At 55.1% G+C, this 16198-nt stretch carries 14 protein-coding genes and 1 pseudogene; 9 read left to right on the top strand and 6 right to left on the bottom strand.

Annotation, left to right across the window (positions count from 1 at the left end; translation table 11 throughout):
* Positions 1–46 precede the first annotated feature (46 nt).
* Genes H8696_RS05715 through trhA form a run of 6 tightly spaced genes read left to right on the top strand, consistent with a single transcriptional unit; the run spans position 47 to position 6317 of the window.
* Positions 47–1624, top strand: coding sequence for an amidohydrolase (locus tag H8696_RS05715; protein WP_249315990.1), 1578 nt, complete (start codon positions 47–49; stop codon positions 1622–1624).
* A 17-nt stretch (positions 1625–1641) separates the two neighbouring features.
* Positions 1642–2559, top strand: coding sequence for an ABC transporter ATP-binding protein (locus tag H8696_RS05710; RefSeq protein WP_249315857.1), 918 nt, complete (start codon positions 1642–1644; stop codon positions 2557–2559).
* Positions 2556–3419, top strand: coding sequence for an ABC transporter permease (locus tag H8696_RS05705; protein WP_249315851.1), 864 nt, complete (start codon positions 2556–2558; stop codon positions 3417–3419). The genes H8696_RS05710 and H8696_RS05705 overlap by 4 nt, the downstream gene beginning before the upstream one ends.
* A gap of 9 nt (positions 3420–3428) precedes the next feature.
* Positions 3429–4340, top strand: coding sequence for a magnesium transporter CorA family protein (locus H8696_RS05700; protein ID WP_249315844.1), 912 nt, complete (start codon positions 3429–3431; stop codon positions 4338–4340).
* Between the two features lie 24 nt (positions 4341–4364).
* Positions 4365–5582 carry an MFS transporter gene (locus tag H8696_RS05695; protein WP_249315842.1) on the top strand — a complete coding sequence of 406 codons (1218 nt, stop codon included), beginning with the start codon at positions 4365–4367 and terminating at the stop codon, positions 5580–5582.
* A gap of 57 nt (positions 5583–5639) precedes the next feature.
* The gene (gene trhA, locus H8696_RS05690; protein WP_249315841.1) at positions 5640–6317 is read left to right on the top strand and encodes a PAQR family membrane homeostasis protein TrhA; all 678 of its coding nucleotides are present in this window, start codon (positions 5640–5642) and stop codon (positions 6315–6317) included.
* Here trhA and H8696_RS05685 read toward each other — a convergent pair.
* On the bottom strand, positions 6314–7150 hold the full coding sequence (locus H8696_RS05685) for a polysaccharide deacetylase family protein (RefSeq protein ID WP_249315840.1): 837 nt from the start codon (positions 7148–7150) through the stop codon (positions 6314–6316). The two genes, trhA and H8696_RS05685, sit on opposite strands and share 4 nt — an antisense overlap.
* Before the next feature lie 65 nt (positions 7151–7215).
* Between H8696_RS05685 and H8696_RS11395 the strand changes: the two are divergent.
* The 3 genes and pseudogenes from H8696_RS11395 to H8696_RS05670 form a co-directional block, all read left to right on the top strand.
* Positions 7216–7632: pseudogene (locus tag H8696_RS11395) on the top strand (GNAT family N-acetyltransferase); the annotation flags it as partial.
* A 93-nt stretch (positions 7633–7725) separates the two neighbouring features.
* On the top strand, positions 7726–8274 hold the full coding sequence (locus H8696_RS11390; protein ID WP_249315989.1) for a sugar O-acetyltransferase: 549 nt from the start codon (positions 7726–7728) through the stop codon (positions 8272–8274).
* On the top strand, positions 8271–9119 hold the full coding sequence (locus tag H8696_RS05670) for a patatin-like phospholipase family protein (protein ID WP_249315834.1): 849 nt from the start codon (positions 8271–8273) through the stop codon (positions 9117–9119). Before H8696_RS11390 ends, H8696_RS05670 begins: the two co-directional genes overlap by 4 nt.
* On the opposite strand, the gene H8696_RS05665 is transcribed toward H8696_RS05670, so the two are convergent.
* From H8696_RS05665 to kdpB, 5 genes are all read right to left on the bottom strand, one after another.
* Complete coding sequence (locus H8696_RS05665) at positions 9116–9823, bottom strand: response regulator (protein ID WP_249315832.1); 708 nt, start codon at positions 9821–9823, stop codon at positions 9116–9118. The genes H8696_RS05670 and H8696_RS05665 overlap by 4 nt on opposite strands.
* The gene (locus H8696_RS05660; protein ID WP_249315830.1) at positions 9816–12515 is read right to left on the bottom strand and encodes a sensor histidine kinase; all 2700 of its coding nucleotides are present in this window, start codon (positions 12513–12515) and stop codon (positions 9816–9818) included. The genes H8696_RS05665 and H8696_RS05660 overlap by 8 nt, the downstream gene beginning before the upstream one ends.
* 98 nt (positions 12516–12613) lie before the next feature.
* Entirely contained in the window at positions 12614–13507 is an 894-nt protein-coding gene (locus H8696_RS05655; protein ID WP_249315820.1) for a hypothetical protein, read from the bottom strand.
* On the bottom strand, positions 13504–14109 hold the full coding sequence (gene kdpC, locus H8696_RS05650) for a potassium-transporting ATPase subunit KdpC (protein ID WP_249315817.1): 606 nt from the start codon (positions 14107–14109) through the stop codon (positions 13504–13506). The genes H8696_RS05655 and kdpC overlap by 4 nt, the downstream gene beginning before the upstream one ends.
* Positions 14110–14123: 14 nt before the next feature.
* Positions 14124–16193: a potassium-transporting ATPase subunit KdpB gene (gene kdpB, locus H8696_RS05645; protein ID WP_330605354.1), complete on the bottom strand. Its 2070-nt coding sequence runs from the start codon at positions 16191–16193 to the stop codon at positions 14124–14126.
* Positions 16194–16198: the final 5 nt, after the last annotated feature.

The following is a 16198-nucleotide window of genomic DNA, read 5'->3' as shown; positions in this document are numbered from 1 at the left end:
CCTCACAAAGCCGGTGGAAAGCTAGGGGCGGAAAGGTGTGAAATGGATGGATAGTATGCTTTTTTATCATGGCGATATTTTGACTATGGAGGCACGGGAGGATCGGCCGGAAGCGGTGGTGGTTGAAGACGGCAGAATTGCCAGGGTGGGGACCTTGGAGGAAGCGCTTAATTTTGCACCCAAGGCGGAAAGAGTGGATCTTGAGGGCCAAACCCTTATGCCTGCGTTCATTGACGCCCACAGCCACATCACATCCTTTGCGACCACCCTTGGCATTGTCTCCCTTGCCGGGGCTGAAAGTTTGGACGAGGTCCGTGATCGGATTCGCACCTATGCCAAGGAACGGAAGGTTGCTGCGGGGAAATGGATCGTGGGTTTTGGCTATGATCACAATGATCTTGCGGAGGGCCGCCATCCCACCCGCTGGGATTTGGACGATGCTTCGCCGGACTGCCCCGTTCTGATCGCACATGCTTCCGGCCATATGGGGGTGGTAAACAGCCTTGGTCTTCAGGAGCTTGGGATTGACAAGGATACGCCCGATCCTGAGGGCGGTGTGATCGGCAGAAGGGAGGGCGAGCCCACCGGCTATCTGGAGGAGCGGGCCTTTACGCAGCGTTCAGCGGGCGTTATGCGGCCCACAATGGAGGAGACGCTGGCCCTTTTGGACGAAGCTCAAAGGGTGTATCTCAGCTATGGCATCACCACGGCCCAGGATGGCTTGGTTCGGGAGGCGGAGTGGCGTGTCCTGGAGGCGGCCGCACGGACAGAGCGCCTCATTTTGGATGTGGTGGGCTATGTGGACTTGGAGGAAGCTGATATTCTGCGCGGCAACCCCCAATATCAAAACTATGTCCACCGCCTGCGTCTTGGCGGATATAAGATGTTTTTGGATGGTTCACCCCAGGGCCGCACGGCCTGGATGTCCGAACCCTATGCCAACGGGGAGGATGGCTATCGCGGCTATCCCATCCATGGGGACGATGAGGTCCGAACCATGATCGAAACAGCGCTCAGGGAGGAGCGGCAGCTTCTCGTTCATTGCAACGGGGATGCGGCGGCCCAGCAGTACATTGACGCTATGGAACGGGCGCTGCAAAAGTGTCCCAAAGCTATCCGGCCGGTGATGATTCACGCGCAGACGGTGCGGCCGGATCAGTTGAAGATCATGGCAGAGCTTCCCATAATCGCCTCCTTTTTTGTGGCCCACACTTATTTTTGGGGCGATGTGCATCGCGTGAACCTCGGGGAGGCCCGGGCGAACCGGATCAGTCCCGTCAAGACGGCCCTTCAGGATGGCGTCGTCTATACCTTCCATCAGGATACACCGGTGGTGCCGCCGGACATGATGAAAACCGTATGGTGCGCTGTGAATCGGCTCACGAAGGGCGGAACGGTGCTGGGCGAAGGGGAGCGGATATCGGTTTACGACGCGCTCATGGCCGTTACACGAAACGCCGCCTATCAATATTTTGAAGAGAACGAGAAGGGCAGCATCAAGGCGGGCAAACTGGCCGATCTCGTTGTTCTTGGGAAAAATCCGCTGACAGCCGAGCCCATGGAACTGGCGGATATACCCGTTGTTGCAACCTACAAGGAAGGCAGAAAGGTCTATCAGCAATAATCTCTTGGAGGTGACCTATGAAAAAGATCATTGAGGTGGAGGGCCTCAAAAAAAGTTTTGGCACCGTGGAGGCGGTAAAAGGCATCGATTTTTACGTACAGAAGGGCCATCTTTTCGCTTTTCTCGGGCCCAACGGTGCGGGAAAATCCACCACCATCAATATGATCTGCACACTGCTGAAACCGGACGGCGGCAGCATATTGGTGAGCGGACATGCGCTTGGCCGGGAGGATGACAGCATCCGCCGAAAGATTGGCGTGGTTTTTCAGGAGAGCGTGCTGGACCCCCTGCTCACCGTGCGGGAAAATCTTGTGACCCGGGGCAGCTTCTATGGTCTTGGAGGCAAAGCGCTGCGGGAGGCGGTAAATCGGGCCAGCAAGGCCGCCGAGGTGGAATCCATTCTGAATCGGCCTTACGGCAAGCTGTCCGGCGGTCAGCGCAGGCGGGTGGATATCGCCCGGGCTTTGGTGAACACGCCGGAGATTCTGTTTTTGGACGAGCCCACCACAGGCCTTGACCCCAAAACGCGGCAAAGCGTTTGGAACACCATCCGAAACCTCCAGCAGACGGAGGGGATGACGGTTTTTCTCACCACCCATTATATGGAGGAGGCGGCCAAAGCGGATTACGTGGCGGTGATCGTGGACGGAAAGCTCAAGGCGACCGGCACCCCTGCCGAGCTCAGGGAAGCCTACAGCTCCGATCATCTGTTCATTCAGCCCTCCAACCGGGAGGGGGTGGTGGAGACGCTCACAGCACAGAATAGGGCCTATGAGGAACACAACGGCGTAATATCGGTGCAGCTGGAACAGACCACCGACGCCATTGCATTGCTGGACGCCCTTAAACCCCATATTGCCATCTTCGAGGTGGTTTGCGGAAGCATGGACGACGCGTTTATCGCCATCACCGGCGAAGAGGAGGAAAAAGCATGATCGTTTGGAGCTTGCTGAAGAGAAATCTTAAGGTCTTTTTTCGGGATAAGAGTTCGGTTTTCTTCTCCCTGCTGGCGGTATTTATCATTATCGGACTGTATGTCCTATTCCTTCGGGACACCATCATGACCGGGTTTGAAGGCATGGGGGATGACGCGGTGCACATGCTGGATAACTGGATCATGGCGGGTATGCTGGCCGTGACCGCCATTACCACCACCATGGGCGCCTTTGGCATCATGGTGGAGGACCGGGCGAAGAACATCATGCGGGACTTCACCACCGCACCCATCCGCAGAACTTCTCTCGTCCTTGGGTATGTGACCAGCGCCTTTGTGGTGGGCATGATCATGAGCCTTGCAGCGCTTGTTCTGGCGGAGATCTATGTCGTGGCCTACGGCGGCTCGCTCCTCACCCTTTTTGAGCTTGTGCAGGTGATTTTGATCATGCTGCTTTCCGTGTTTGCCAGCAGTGCCATGGTGTTTTTCTTGATATCCTTCTTCAAGAGCGTCAACGCTTTTGCCACAGCCAGTACGGTACTGGGCACCATGATCGGTTTCGTGACCGGCATTTATATCCCCATTGGAAATCTGCCCTCGGCGGTGCAGTTCATCATCAAGATTTTTCCGGTCTCCCATGCCGGCGTACTGTTCCGCCAGGTCATGATGGCCAGGCCCATCGAGGCCGCTTTTGCCGGTGCTCCGGCCGGCATGGTTGAGGAATTTGAACAGGAGATGGGCGTATCCTTCAATTTTGGAGGGGAAAGCCTGGGCCCCTGGGGCAGTGTGGCCATCTTGGCTGCCACGGCGGTGATCTTCTTCGCACTGGCCACCTGGAACATGTCCAGAAAAAACCGTTAGGGATGGCTTATGGAAATTTTCACTCAAAATGCTCGGGATAACCAAAGTTTAGAGGCGGCCCTGAGAAGGGGAGAGCCCTGCCTGATCGTGGCCCGCGGGGATCAGCTGGAAATTATAGCGGATGTTTTGGAGATCCATCCCAGGATCGTTGGCGAATGTCTGGCCGCCACCCCTTCTAAAATGGAGAGTCATGAGGGTTTTGATTTTATCGCTCTCAACATTCCGAACCGCGATGATCTTTTTAAGCCGTACCACCGTACCTGCATCTATTATCGCAGGGGGCTCATGCTGTTTGTATGCGACGGCGACCGGATCGCGGACGGGATCGTGGAGGCGCTTAAAAAAGGGGAACTGGAGCCAACCTTGGATCGGGTGTTCTATTCCTATTTTGATCAATTGACCGCAGGGGACACTGCCCTTCTGGAGGATATCGAACAGGAGATTTCCGACCTGGAGGAAGCATTGCTGACATCGGAAAAACAGGACTGCACCCGGGAGATCGTGATGCTTCGAAGAAAGCTTATGGCGCTGAAGCGTTATTACGAACAGCTGCTGGAAATTTCTGAAATGATCGAAGAGAACGGAAACGAACTGGTGAACAAGCGGGCTCTTCGCTATTTCAGAATGCTGACCGGTCGTGTGAACCGGCTCTATCATGGAGTGATGACCTTGCGGGACTATGTCACCCAGGTGCGGGAATCCTACCAGGCCCAGGTGGATATCAGCCTCAACCGGCTGATGAAGCTCTTCACCGTGATCACCGCTGTGTGTTTGCCGCTCACCCTCATTGCCGGCTGGTATGGCATGAACTTTGATATGCCGGAGTATCGGCAGCCCTGGGCCTATCCGGCACTTATCGTGATCAGCCTTGCCGTTGTGGCGGTCTGCATCTATCATTTCAGGAAAAATAAATGGCTTTGACCGGCTAAGAAAGGCAGGTCCTGTGTGACCCGAAATCATCATTGGCTCAGATCCTTTGTCGTTATCTATATTGGACAGACCTTCTCCATCGTGGGAAGCGCTGCCGTTCAGTTTGCAATCCTATGGTATTTGACCATCAAAACCGGCTCCGCCAATACGCTGGCGCTGGCCTCGGTGGCCGGGCTTTTGCCCCAGGCGCTCCTGGGTATATTCGCGGGAGTATGGGTGGACCGCATGAGCCGCAAGAAGGTGATGATCTATGCCGATCTTTTTGTGGCGCTGGCCAGCGGGATATTGGGCGTCCTGCTGCTGTGGGGGGAGCCGCCCACCTATGTATTTTACATCATCCTATTTTTGCGCGCTCTTGGATCGGTATTTCATGGCCCGGCCATGCAGGCGGCAATTCCCATGCTGGTTCCGCCGGAGATGATCATGAAAGCCGGCGGCTGGGGACAGTTTGTCCAGTCGGGCGCTTTAATGGCTGGGCCGGTTTTGGGAGCCGCGCTTATGGCGGCCTTTGAACTGCCGGCAGTGATGCTTGTGGATGTGATCGGCGCCATCATAGCGGTGGCCACTGTGGCAGCGGTAAAGATTCCTGATCCGCCTAAAAGCCATGAGAAGCCCCATGTGTGGCATGAGCTGGCGGAGGGATGGCGGGCCCTGCGGCACAACCGCAAGTTGTTCAGGGTTTGCTGGCCCATTCTTGCGGCGTGCATCATCTATGTGCCGGTGGGTTCCCTGTTTCCTCTGATGGTGAACGGCCATTTCGGCGGTACGGCTTGGCATTCAAGTTTGGTGGAACTGCTTTTTGCCGGCGGTATGCTTCTTTCTTCCATATTTATCGGAATTCTGGGCGGGGAAAAACGCCGGTTCTTCATGATGTCCCTGGCCATTGCCGCCCTGGGAGTCTTCATCGGTGCGTCCGGCCTGCTGCCGTCCACGGCTTTTTGGCTCTTTGCGGTGCTGTCCTGTCTCATGGGCGCGGCGGGCAACTTTTTTTCCGTGCCCTTTATCACCTATATCCAAGCTACTGTCGCACCGGAAAAGCTGGGCCGGGTGCTGTCTTTAGCGACCAGCGCCATGTCCCTTGCCACGCCGGTGGGACTGTTTATTGCCGGGCCCCTGGCGGAAAAGGTGGGTATTGATACTTGGTTTATGGCTTCCGGTGTGGTTTTGGTGATCATTGGCCTCGTCTGCAGGGTGATTACTCGAAACTTTGATCGTACAGAAATGACGGAATAAGTGTTATACTAATTTAAGATGGTTATAATCTGAAAAAAAGATTCGGAGGCAGCATCCATGAATACCGAAATTCCTACGAAACGCAAAACGATCAAGGAAATGCCCTTCTATACATTGGCCGAAGAGATCATGAACGCGGTGACTCACGGCGTGGGCGCGCTCATCTCGCTGGCGGGCTGCGTTATCCTGATTGTGATGGCTTGCCTGCAAAGGGATGCCTACAAGATTGTGAGCGCTGCGATCTACGGCCTCAGTCTGGTCACACTTTTTACCATGTCCACGCTGTATCACGCCATCACTCATCCTGGTGCAAAACGGATCTTCAGAATTTTTGATCATACGTCCATCTTTGTTCTTATCGCGGGCAGCTACACCCCCCTTACGCTGGTGCTCCTGCGGGAGAGCGGCTGGGGCTGGCCCATCTTTGCGGTGGTCTGGACGGCGGCTCTGCTGGGCATCGTCTTTAATGCCATCAGCCTTGAGCGGTTCAAGGTTTTCTCCATGATCTGTTACATTGCAAGCGGCTGGTGCATTGTGGTGGCCATCGTACCGGTGATCCAAAACATGGCAACCCTGGGTTCGGTGCTGCTCATCGCCGGCGGTCTTTGCTACACCCTTGGCATCATCTTTTACGGCTGGAAACGCAAATATATGCACAGCATCTGGCATCTGTTCGTGCTGGCAGGAGCCATCCTGCATTACTTCTGCATCCTGTTCTATGTCATTATGGCCTAAGGGACCCAGGAACCGTTCACTATACCAATGAAGCTCTCAAGAGAGCAGTTGGGACGAATATTGAAACGAGGCAGCTGATAGGGATCGCTGCCTTTTTTTACGTATCCTGAACGGACGGTGAAAGCCAGTTCAAACCCTTTTTCCTGAAGCGCCTTGATCACGGTATCGTTGTAGAAGCCATAAGGATAGGAGAAGGCCTTGTTTTCAAGATGCTCCAGCGATTGCCCAAGATCCTTCAGAACACCCTCGTAACTGCTGTCAGTGAGCCTCGAACGGCCATTTTGGGTGATTTCATGGAGCGCATGGGTGTGCGCCTCATATTCAAACACATCTCTGCTTTTTTCCACGACCGGCCAGGAGAGCATGGTGATGGCGTTTGGATCGAAGGGGGCCTGTTCGTCCGTAATCTTGCTGGTCACCAAAAAGACAACGGCCGTGTAGCCATACTGCCGGAGGATGGGATACGCGTATTGGTAGTTGCTGTAGTAGCCATCGTCAAAGGTGATGAGCACCGGTTTTTCCGGCAGCGTGCCGCCATGATACAAAAAGCGGGAAAGTTCCGAGAGGGTCACGGTATGATAGCCGTTATCATGGAGATAGTCCATCTGCTTTTGAAAGTTTTCCACAGTGACCACGATTTCATTGCCCTTATATCGCTTGTTTTCACCGCTTTTGAGCAGGTGGTGGTACATCAGCACCGGCACCTTGACGTCCGCTTCGTTCTCGCCGCCTTGATGAAATACGGGGGACTCGGCAGGAAAAAGGCCGGTGGATGCCGTAAATATCACCAAGAGGAGTCCGGTTATCAGCATATTGCGAAGGGTGCGATCCATGGTCATCATCTCCTGGTGATGCCTATGCAAAGAGCCCAGGGCTTATGAAGTAAGGGGGAGAGAAAATGAAAAATGTGCTCGAAACACGGAGGCTTACCCTAAGACCCCTGACCCCGGAGGATTTTAAGGACATGGCGGAAATGCTCCAGGATCCGGAGGTGATGTACGCCTGGGAGAAACCATTCAGCGACGAAGAGGTGAAAGCGTGGATTGACCGGCAGCTGGAACGTTATGAGCGGGACGGCTGCGGCTATTGGGGCGCCTGGAACGAGAATGGTTTCATGGTGGGCCAGATGGGCCTTGTGCGTTCCGAGATTGGGCTTTCCCTGGGATACATCCTCAAAAAACGCTTCTGGCACCGCGGGTATGCCGTGGAAGGAGCAAAGGCTCTGGCGGAATACGCCAGGGAGAGCCTGGGAGCATCCAAGCTGGTGGCTGATATCCGGCCCAACAACCGGTCGTCCATTCATGTGGCGGAAATGCTGGGCATGACGGCGGGAGAGGTCATCATCAAAATGGTAAACGGTAAGACCATGCCCCATGTGGTGTATACGCTTCATTTTGAGCCCCATGAAATGACGGAGAAGGAAAAGATGCTGGCGGGACAGGCGTATAAGGCCGGCGATGAGGTGTTGGTGAAGGAACGGGTGCGCTGCCGGGAACTCATGCTGGAGCTGAACAGCAGGGGTTCCACCGATATCAATAGACGAAGGAAGATCCTGGGTGAACTCATTCGTGCCGGGGAGGACGCCAACATTGAACCGCCCTTCTACTGCGACTATGGATATAACATCATTGCCGGGAAAAAATTCTATGCCAACTTCGACTGTGTATTTCTCGATGTGACGCCCATCGTTTTTGGGGATAACGTCATGCTGGGACCCAAGGTGCAGATCTATACGGCCACCCATCCGCTGAACGCTGAAGCGCGCATCCAGGGGCCGGAGAGTGCAAAGCCTATCACTGTGGGGGATAATGTTTGGATTGGCGGAGGCGCCATTCTCTGCCCCGGTGTGAACATCGGCAGCAACACCGTAATCGGTGCGGGCAGCGTGGTGACTCGGGATATTCCGGAGGGCGTTTTCGCCGCGGGAAATCCCTGTAAGGTTGTGAAAAAGGTATGAAATTAGGTTTGGTATTGGAAGGCGGCGGCATGCGCGGCATCTACACGGTGGGTGTGCTGGACCGCCTGATGGAAGAAGATATTGAAGCGGACTATGTCATTGGGGTGTCAGCCGGCGCCTGCAACGGTGTATCCTATGTATCCCGGCAGAAGGGCCGGGCCTACCGTGTGGATATGGATTATCTGGACGATAAACGTTACGGCGGCATCTCCAGCTTTCTCAAGACAAAGTCCATCTTTGGCATGGATTTTCTCTTTGATGAGATCCCCAACCATTTGGATCCCTTTGATTACGAGACCTTTCTTGCTTCGCCCTGCGAATTTGTAACCGGGGTGACCGATGTGGATACGGGGAAGACGGTCTATTTCACCAAGGAACATTTGGACCACGATTCCACGGTGATCCGCGCCTCCTCATCCATTCCCATTTTTGCGCCCATGGTTCGGTACAGGGGCGGGAAATACCTGGACGGCGGCACTTCCGACCCTATCCCGGTCAGGAAAGCGCTGGACGATGGATGTGACAAGGTGATCGTGGTGCTCACCCGTTCCCGGGATTTTGTGAAAAAGCCGGAGAAATTCCGGTACGTCTATAGCCGCCTATTCCGGAAGTATCCCCATATGATCGAGGTCTTGGACCGGCGCCACAAGGTGTATCGAGAGGAGCAGGAATTGGTAAGACGGCTGGAGAGGGAGGGACGGGCCATCGTAGTGGCGCCCAGCCGTCCCATTGAGATCGGCCGCTTTGAACGGGAACGGGAAAAGCTCCAGGCCGTCTACGATATGGCGGTGGAGGATGTGAACCGGGTCATGGACAAAATTGAGGCCTGGAACGACGAACGCTAGCGTTCCTCCATGCGCACCATCCGGTAGCCAATCCCCACATGGGTCTGGATGTACTGGGGCTGGGAAGGAACCTTCTCGATTTTTTTGCGCAGGGTTGCCATGAAAACGCGCAGCGATGGCGTGTCGGTGGGCAAGGCGCTTCCCCATACCTCCTTGAGGATGTAGTTGTGGGTGAGCACCTTGCCTATATTTTTAGCCAAAAGGCACAGCAGCTTGTATTCAATGGGGGTGAGATGGATCTCCTGCCCCTCACGGTATACGCAGCCCGCCGCGTAATCAATGGTGAGGTCGCCATTATGAAAAACGCTGGCAGCCTCGCCCGCTTGCTGGCTGTCGAAGCGGCTTCGCCTTAAAGCCACCCGCAGCCTTGCCAAAAGTTCATCGACGCTGAAAGGCTTGGTCAAATAGTCGTCAGCGCCCGCGTCCAGGGCATCGATCTTATCCTTATCCTCGCTTCTGGCGCTCACCACAATGATGGGCATGTTGGACCAGGTACGGATTTTTTTGATGATCTCGACGCCGTCCATGTCGGGAAGACCAAGATCCAGCAAGATCACATCGGGCCGGCCGGATACCGCTTCCAGCAAGGATTCCGATCCGGTGGCGGCGGTATGGAATTGATAATTTTGCGTTTCCAAAGTGGTGGTGATGAGGTTGCGTACCGCACGGTCATCCTCCACAACCAATATTTTGGGCTTATTCATGAAGATCAACCTCCTCAGCTTGCAGTGTGAAATAGAATAGAGCGCCATGGGGAACGCTGTCCCGAACCCCGATGGTGCCGCCGTGGGCCGATATGATGGATTTGCACAGGGAAAGCCCGAGGCCCAGACCCCGCCTGCCGTCGCCCCGATGGTTGTTTGCCGTATAGAACATATCAAAGAGGCGGGCCTTGGCATCATCCGGTATTCCCTGACCATTGTCGGCAATTTCCACATGGGCCATACCATCCTTGGCGAAGGCCCGGATGACAATTTTTGAACCGGCCGGCGTGTACTTGATCGCGTTGTTTACGATGTTAATGATCACTTGGATGATGAGTCGGGAATCCATGCGGGCCATGAGCAGGTCATCCTTCAGCTGCACGAAAATCTCATGCTCATCCCTGCGGCGGCTCAAATGGTCCATCGCTTCCTGAATGACCTCGCCAAGGAGTTCCGGTTCCATATGAATATCCATGGAACCGTTCTCGATGCGGGTCACGGCTAAAAGGTTCTCCACCAGATTGATAAGCCACATGGAATCATCGTAGATATCGGTATAGAGCCGCCGCCGCTTTGCTTCATCCAGTACGGCAGCGTTGCCAAGAAGAATGTTGGCGTTGCCGGAGATGCTGGTCAGAGGCGTCCTGAGATCGTGGGAGATGGTGCGTAGAAGATTGGCCCGAAGTTGTTCCTGCTGGGCCTTGAGCTCAATCTCATTTTTAGCGCGGCCCACCTTTTCCTTTTCAAGGGCCAGCGCGCACTCGCCAAGAAGCGCCACCAGAAGGCTCTGGTCAAAAGCTTCAAGAACCCGCTCATTAAGAGCGATGCCCACCACGGCAAAAACGGTATCATGGTTGCGGACGGCCATGTACAGACATCGGGCGCCCGGCAGGGTGTTGGTGGTTGCACCGGCATGCTTGTTGTTCTTAAAGACCCATTGGGCGACGCCCTGCTCGTCCGGGGCGGCATAGATTCCTTTGCTGCCTTCTTCACCCGCCTTGGGGAAATAGAGGGGAGGCTGCAAAACGCCATCCAGGCTGGGATAGAATAAAATGCTGCAGTCAAACAGCTTTTTCAGCTGCTCTGCGGCCTCCGACAGAATGTTCTCCACATCCTTGGCTCGTTGCAGCTTTTGGCTGGTTTCCAGTAGAACCTCAGTGCGCCAGGCCTTAAGCGCTTGACGATGAGCCTGGGATTTGACACGCATGGTGAGCGTGCTGGTCACAAGAGCGGCTGCAAACATCACCAAAAAGGTGATGGGATAACCGGAATCGTAGGCCTGCAAAGTAAACCTTGGATCGGTAAAAAGAAAGTTGAAGATAAAAACGTTCACCAGGGAGGCAATGAGGCCATAGAGTACGCCCTTTGTACACATGGAGATGAACAGCACACCCAGAATGTAGATGGTGATGATGTTGGCCTCACTGAAACCGAACCGGTCAAAGAGCACGCACACGAGGGAAGTCATCACAAGGATGGCAATCATTTTGCCAACATCGGCCCAGGAAAACTGAAAGGCCAGACCCTTGAAGGAGCGCTGAGCCGGTGCATAGGGAGGACGGCTGTCTGGAATGATGTAGATATCCAGCTCCGGCGCCAACACCGTGAGCCGGTCCACAAAATTTTTTTTGGTGGAGAACATCCGGCGCCTGTTGTTGGAGCGACCCAGCACTACCTTGGTGACACCGCTGACCTGAGCATACTCGGCGATCTGCATGGGAATATCATCGCCATAGACGGTTGCCACCTTGGCACCCAGCTGCTCAGCAAGATGGAGGTTTTCCCGAAGGTTTTTTTGCGCATCCTCGGTGATATCGCCCGAAGTTTCTACAAAAAGAGCAGTAAAGGCACCGTGGAAGGCGTCGGCCATCCTTGCGGCCGTGCGAATCACGTTGGCATTGGAAGGGGAGGCGGAAAGGCAGATCATAATGTGCTCCTCGGCGGCGAAACGCTGCCGATCGATCTTCGCATCCTCCTCAGCTCGGCGGCTTACCCGATCGGCGGTGCGGCGCAGAGCGATCTCCCGCAGGGCGACCAGATTTTTGGGCACGAAAAAGTGGGCCAGTGCCTGCCGGGCCTGCTCGGTGCGATAGATTTTTCCGCGGTCCAGCCGCTTGATCAGTTCCTCCGGTTCGATATCCACCAGCTCGACTTGGTCCGCCTGATCAAATACCCGATCGGGGACTCGCTCCCGGACGATCACGCCGGTGATGGAAGCTACCACGTCGTTCAGACTTTCAATGTGCTGCACATTGATGGTGGTGTACACATCGATGCCCGCCTTCAATAGTTCCTCGATATCCTGATATCGCTTGCGATGACGACAGCCCTCAGCATTGCTGTGGGCCAGTTCATCCACCAGGATGAGCTGAGGATGGCGCTCTAAGGCGGCGTCCAGATCAAACTCCCTTAGGGTGATGCCCTTATACTTCACGTCCAAGGGTGAAAGCTGTTCGAGGCCGTCTAAAAGCTTCAGCGTTTCCGGTCGGGTGTGGGGCTCAATATACCCCGCCACCACGTCAATTCCCGCATCCTTGGCCGCATGGGCGGCCTCGAGCATGGAATAGGTCTTTCCCACGCCTGCAGCGTATCCAAAGAAGATTTTAAGATGACCAGCCCTGTGTATGATTTGGTCATCTTCTTGGATTACCTTATGCAGCAAAGCGTCAGGATCGGGTCTGCGCGTTTCCATAGCGGTCATCCTCTTAACCATTTTTTAATAGTATATCACGGGATGAAGTGTAAAAACTGTTGGGATTTCAGCCCCTGCATTAAGATTCCATAAAGAATCTAAAGATTCTCTAAGTTCACAGGGAAGAGAATTTTAAGGAACATCTTTTCTGCAGCTGTGCCATGGATATAGTCAAGACGGATGGGAGATCCCGCAGGATCGATCACGTGAAAACTATGGGCATCATGGCTCACGGTAAATTGAAGTTCGCACAAAACGCCCTCGAGGGCCAGCTCCCATTCGAGAAGACTTCGGACAGAGCCATCAAGGTAGGCGTCCCACAGCCACTCAAACTCCATGGAGGATACGCCGTCGCTGAGAAACGTCCTCCATAGCTCAGCTTTTTGCTCCATCGTCAGGCAGTGGAGCTGTTCGGCGGTGTCCGATTCCCCGCTGAGTGGAATATAGCAGTATCTTGCGCCGTCCGCGGAGGGGATACCCGTCCTTTGCAGGAGACGTTCATAACACCGGGAAACAGCCACGAAACTTTTTGTTCCATCAATGCCTTCGAGAGCCTCCTTAAAGAACGCCCATTCGGGATTGCCGGAGGTCTCCAGTTTGATGTAAAGATCCAAACAGCGGTTGAAATCCCTGCCGGAAACGCAGCGCCAAGTTGAGACGATGCCGTCTCGGGCCAGCTTGGCCTGAAGCTCCGCCGTTTCGGGACCGGGTGCGGTGCCATAGACCTTGACGGTCCAATGCTGGGACAGGCAGGCCATCACATCGCCGTAATCCGCGAAAAAATCCTCGCAGTCAAAGGCCGCATCGGGAAAGACGATGGCCAGCATTCGATCCCCGTCCATTCCGTAGATGGAGGGTTTGGTGTCAAAGGTGCAGCTGAGGTCATAAATCCACCGAAACAAAAGCAAAGCGGGAGAGGTTTCAAATTTTTGCAGAAGCGGCATGTGCTCCGTGCGCACAAGCCGCTTCTGATACAGATTGAGGTTTTTCATGATAAAATTCCATCCAAGGCCAGATTGACCTTAAGGACATTGACCCGGGGTTCACCAAAGATTCCCAGGAATCGGCCCTCGGTGTATCTGTCCACAATTGCGCGGATTTCATCTTCCGGTTTGCCGGTGTTTGCGGCGATACGGGAGATCTGGTATTCAGCTGCCGCAACCGAGATGTGGGGATCAAGGCCGCTGCCCGAGCAGGTTACAAGATCCACAGGCACCTTGGTGAGATCCTGCCCGGGATGAGCCTCTTTGATCATGGCCACTCGCTTGGCAATGAGTGCATCGTACTCCTCACTGGCGGGGCTGAGATTGGATGCCCAGGCATACATGACGGGATTTCCCGCCTCATCGGTGAAGGTTTCCGTGTCCACGTTCATGATGCGGCCCCACATGTGCTTTTCATCGGTGAACTGTTGGCCCAAAAGCGCGCTGCCGTATTTTCTGCCGTCCACCTCAATGATGCTGCCGTTGGCCTGATAGGGGAAAAGAAGCTGGCCCACGCCGGTAACGGCCAACGTGTAGATACCGCCGCACAGGAGCGAAAAGATGAGAAGAAACAGGGCGGCCCTTGGGAAAAGTTTTTTCAGTGTTTTCATCGGTTACCCTCCAATCACAGGATGCCAAGTCCCACAATGACAAGATCGATCAGTTTAATGGCAATAAAGGGGATGATGATTCCGCCCAGGCCATAGATGAGAAGGTTGCGTTTGAGCAGCCGTCCCGCGGATACCTCCCGGTATTTGACGCCCTTGAGCGCCAAAGGAATAAGCGCAATGATGATCAGGGCGTTATAGATGATTGCCGAGAAGATGGCGCTTTCCGCACTGTGCAGGTTCATGATGTTGAGAGCGGACAGACCGGGATAGAGCCCCATGAACAGTGCCGGGATGATAGCGAAGTACTTGGCGATATCATTGGCGATGGAGAAGGTGGTCAAACTGCCCCGGGTCATGAGGAGCTGCTTTCCAATACGCACGATATCGATCAGCTTGGTGGGCGAAGAGTCCAGATCCACCATATTGCCTGCTTCCTTGGCAGCCTGGGTGCCGCTGTTCATGGCCACGGCCACATCGGCCTGAGCAAGGGCCGGCGCATCATTGGTTCCATCGCCGGTCATGGCCACCAGATGGCCCTTGGCCTGGAAGTCACGGATCATGCCAAGCTTGCTCTCCGGCGTAGCCTCGGCCAGAAAATCATCCACACCAGCCTCGGCAGCGATGGCAGCAGCGGTGAGGGGGTTGTCGCCGGTGATCATGATGGTGCGGATGCCCATCTTCCGAAGATCGGCAAACTTCTCTTTAACACCTTGTTTGATGATGTCCTTGAGCTGAATAACCCCCAGCACCCTATGATTTTTCGCCACCACCAGCGGTGTTCCGCCCTGACGGGAGATGGAGTCCACGGTGCTTTGGCATTCCTGGCTGAAGGTGCCGCCTTTTCCCTCCACATACTGCCGCACCGCATCGGCCGCGCCCTTGCGGATCTCCGTGCCCTCATAGTCCACGCCGCTCATGCGAGTGACCGCGGTGAAGGGTACAAAGTGCATGTTTTTGTCATGGATGCTTCGGCCGCGGAGCCCGAACTGCTCCTTGGCGAGGACGACCACACTTCGGCCCTCGGGTGTCTCGTCGGCCAGGGAGGAAAGCTGCGCAGCATCGGCCAGTTCCTCGGCGGAGACACCGTCCACCGGTATGAAGCGGCTGGCCTGGCGGTTGCCAAGCGTTATAGTGCCGGTTTTATCGAGCATGAGTACATCAACATCGCCGGCCGCCTCGATGGCACGGCCGCTCATGGCCAGCACATTGGCCTGGTTGAGCCGGCTCATGCCGGCAATCCCGATGGCGGAGAGCAGTGCGCCAATGGTGGTGGGTGCAAGACAGATAAGCAGCGCCACCAGGGATGTCACGGAAGTCGGATTCTCCATGGAAGCCTGTTCGGCAGAAAAGACCGAGTAAGCATAAAGGGAGACGGTGACGAGCACGAAGATGATGGACAGCGCAACCAGAAGAATCTGCAGAGCGATTTCATTGGGTGTCTTTTTGCGGGAAGCGCCTTCCACCATGGCGATCATCTTGTCAAGAAAGCTTTCTCCCGCGTCGCTGGTCACCCTAACCACGATCCAATCGGAGAGGACGGTGGTGCCGCCGGTAACGGCACTGCGATCGCCGCCGCTTTCCCGAATGACGGGGGCGGATTCGCCGGTGATGGCACTTTCGTCCACCGAAGCGGCGCCGTCAATGATCTCGCCGTCGGCGGGAATCTGCTCCCCGGCCTTCACGAAGACGATATCGCCTCTGCCAAGGGATGCGGAAGGAACTACGGTGAAATTCTCATGATCCATGGGATCGCTGAGCTTATGAGCCTCCACATCCTTTTTGGCGGCGCGAAGAGCGTCCGCCTGGGCCTTGCCCCGGCCTTCAGCAATGGCTTCGGCAAAATTGGCAAACAGTACGGTGAACCACAGGATGACGGCGATGCCCAGCGTAAAGCCGGTGCCCGCATCCTGAATGCCAAAGAGCGACAGAAGGAATAGACCCGTTGTCAGGATAGCTGAAATATACACCAGGAACATAACGGGGTTTTGAATCTGGGTCTTTGGCGACAGCTTTTTGAAAGCGTCGCGGATGGCCCGAGCGACCATTTTTCGGTCGGCAAGGGCGCTTTTGGTCTTGGTTGCCACGATAA

The organism is Gehongia tenuis, from assembly GCF_014384795.1.
GTDB lineage: Bacteria > Bacillota > Clostridia > Christensenellales > NSJ-53 > Gehongia > Gehongia tenuis.
Note: the sequence above shows the minus strand (reverse complement) of the source record. Positions and strands in the feature narration are given on the sequence as shown.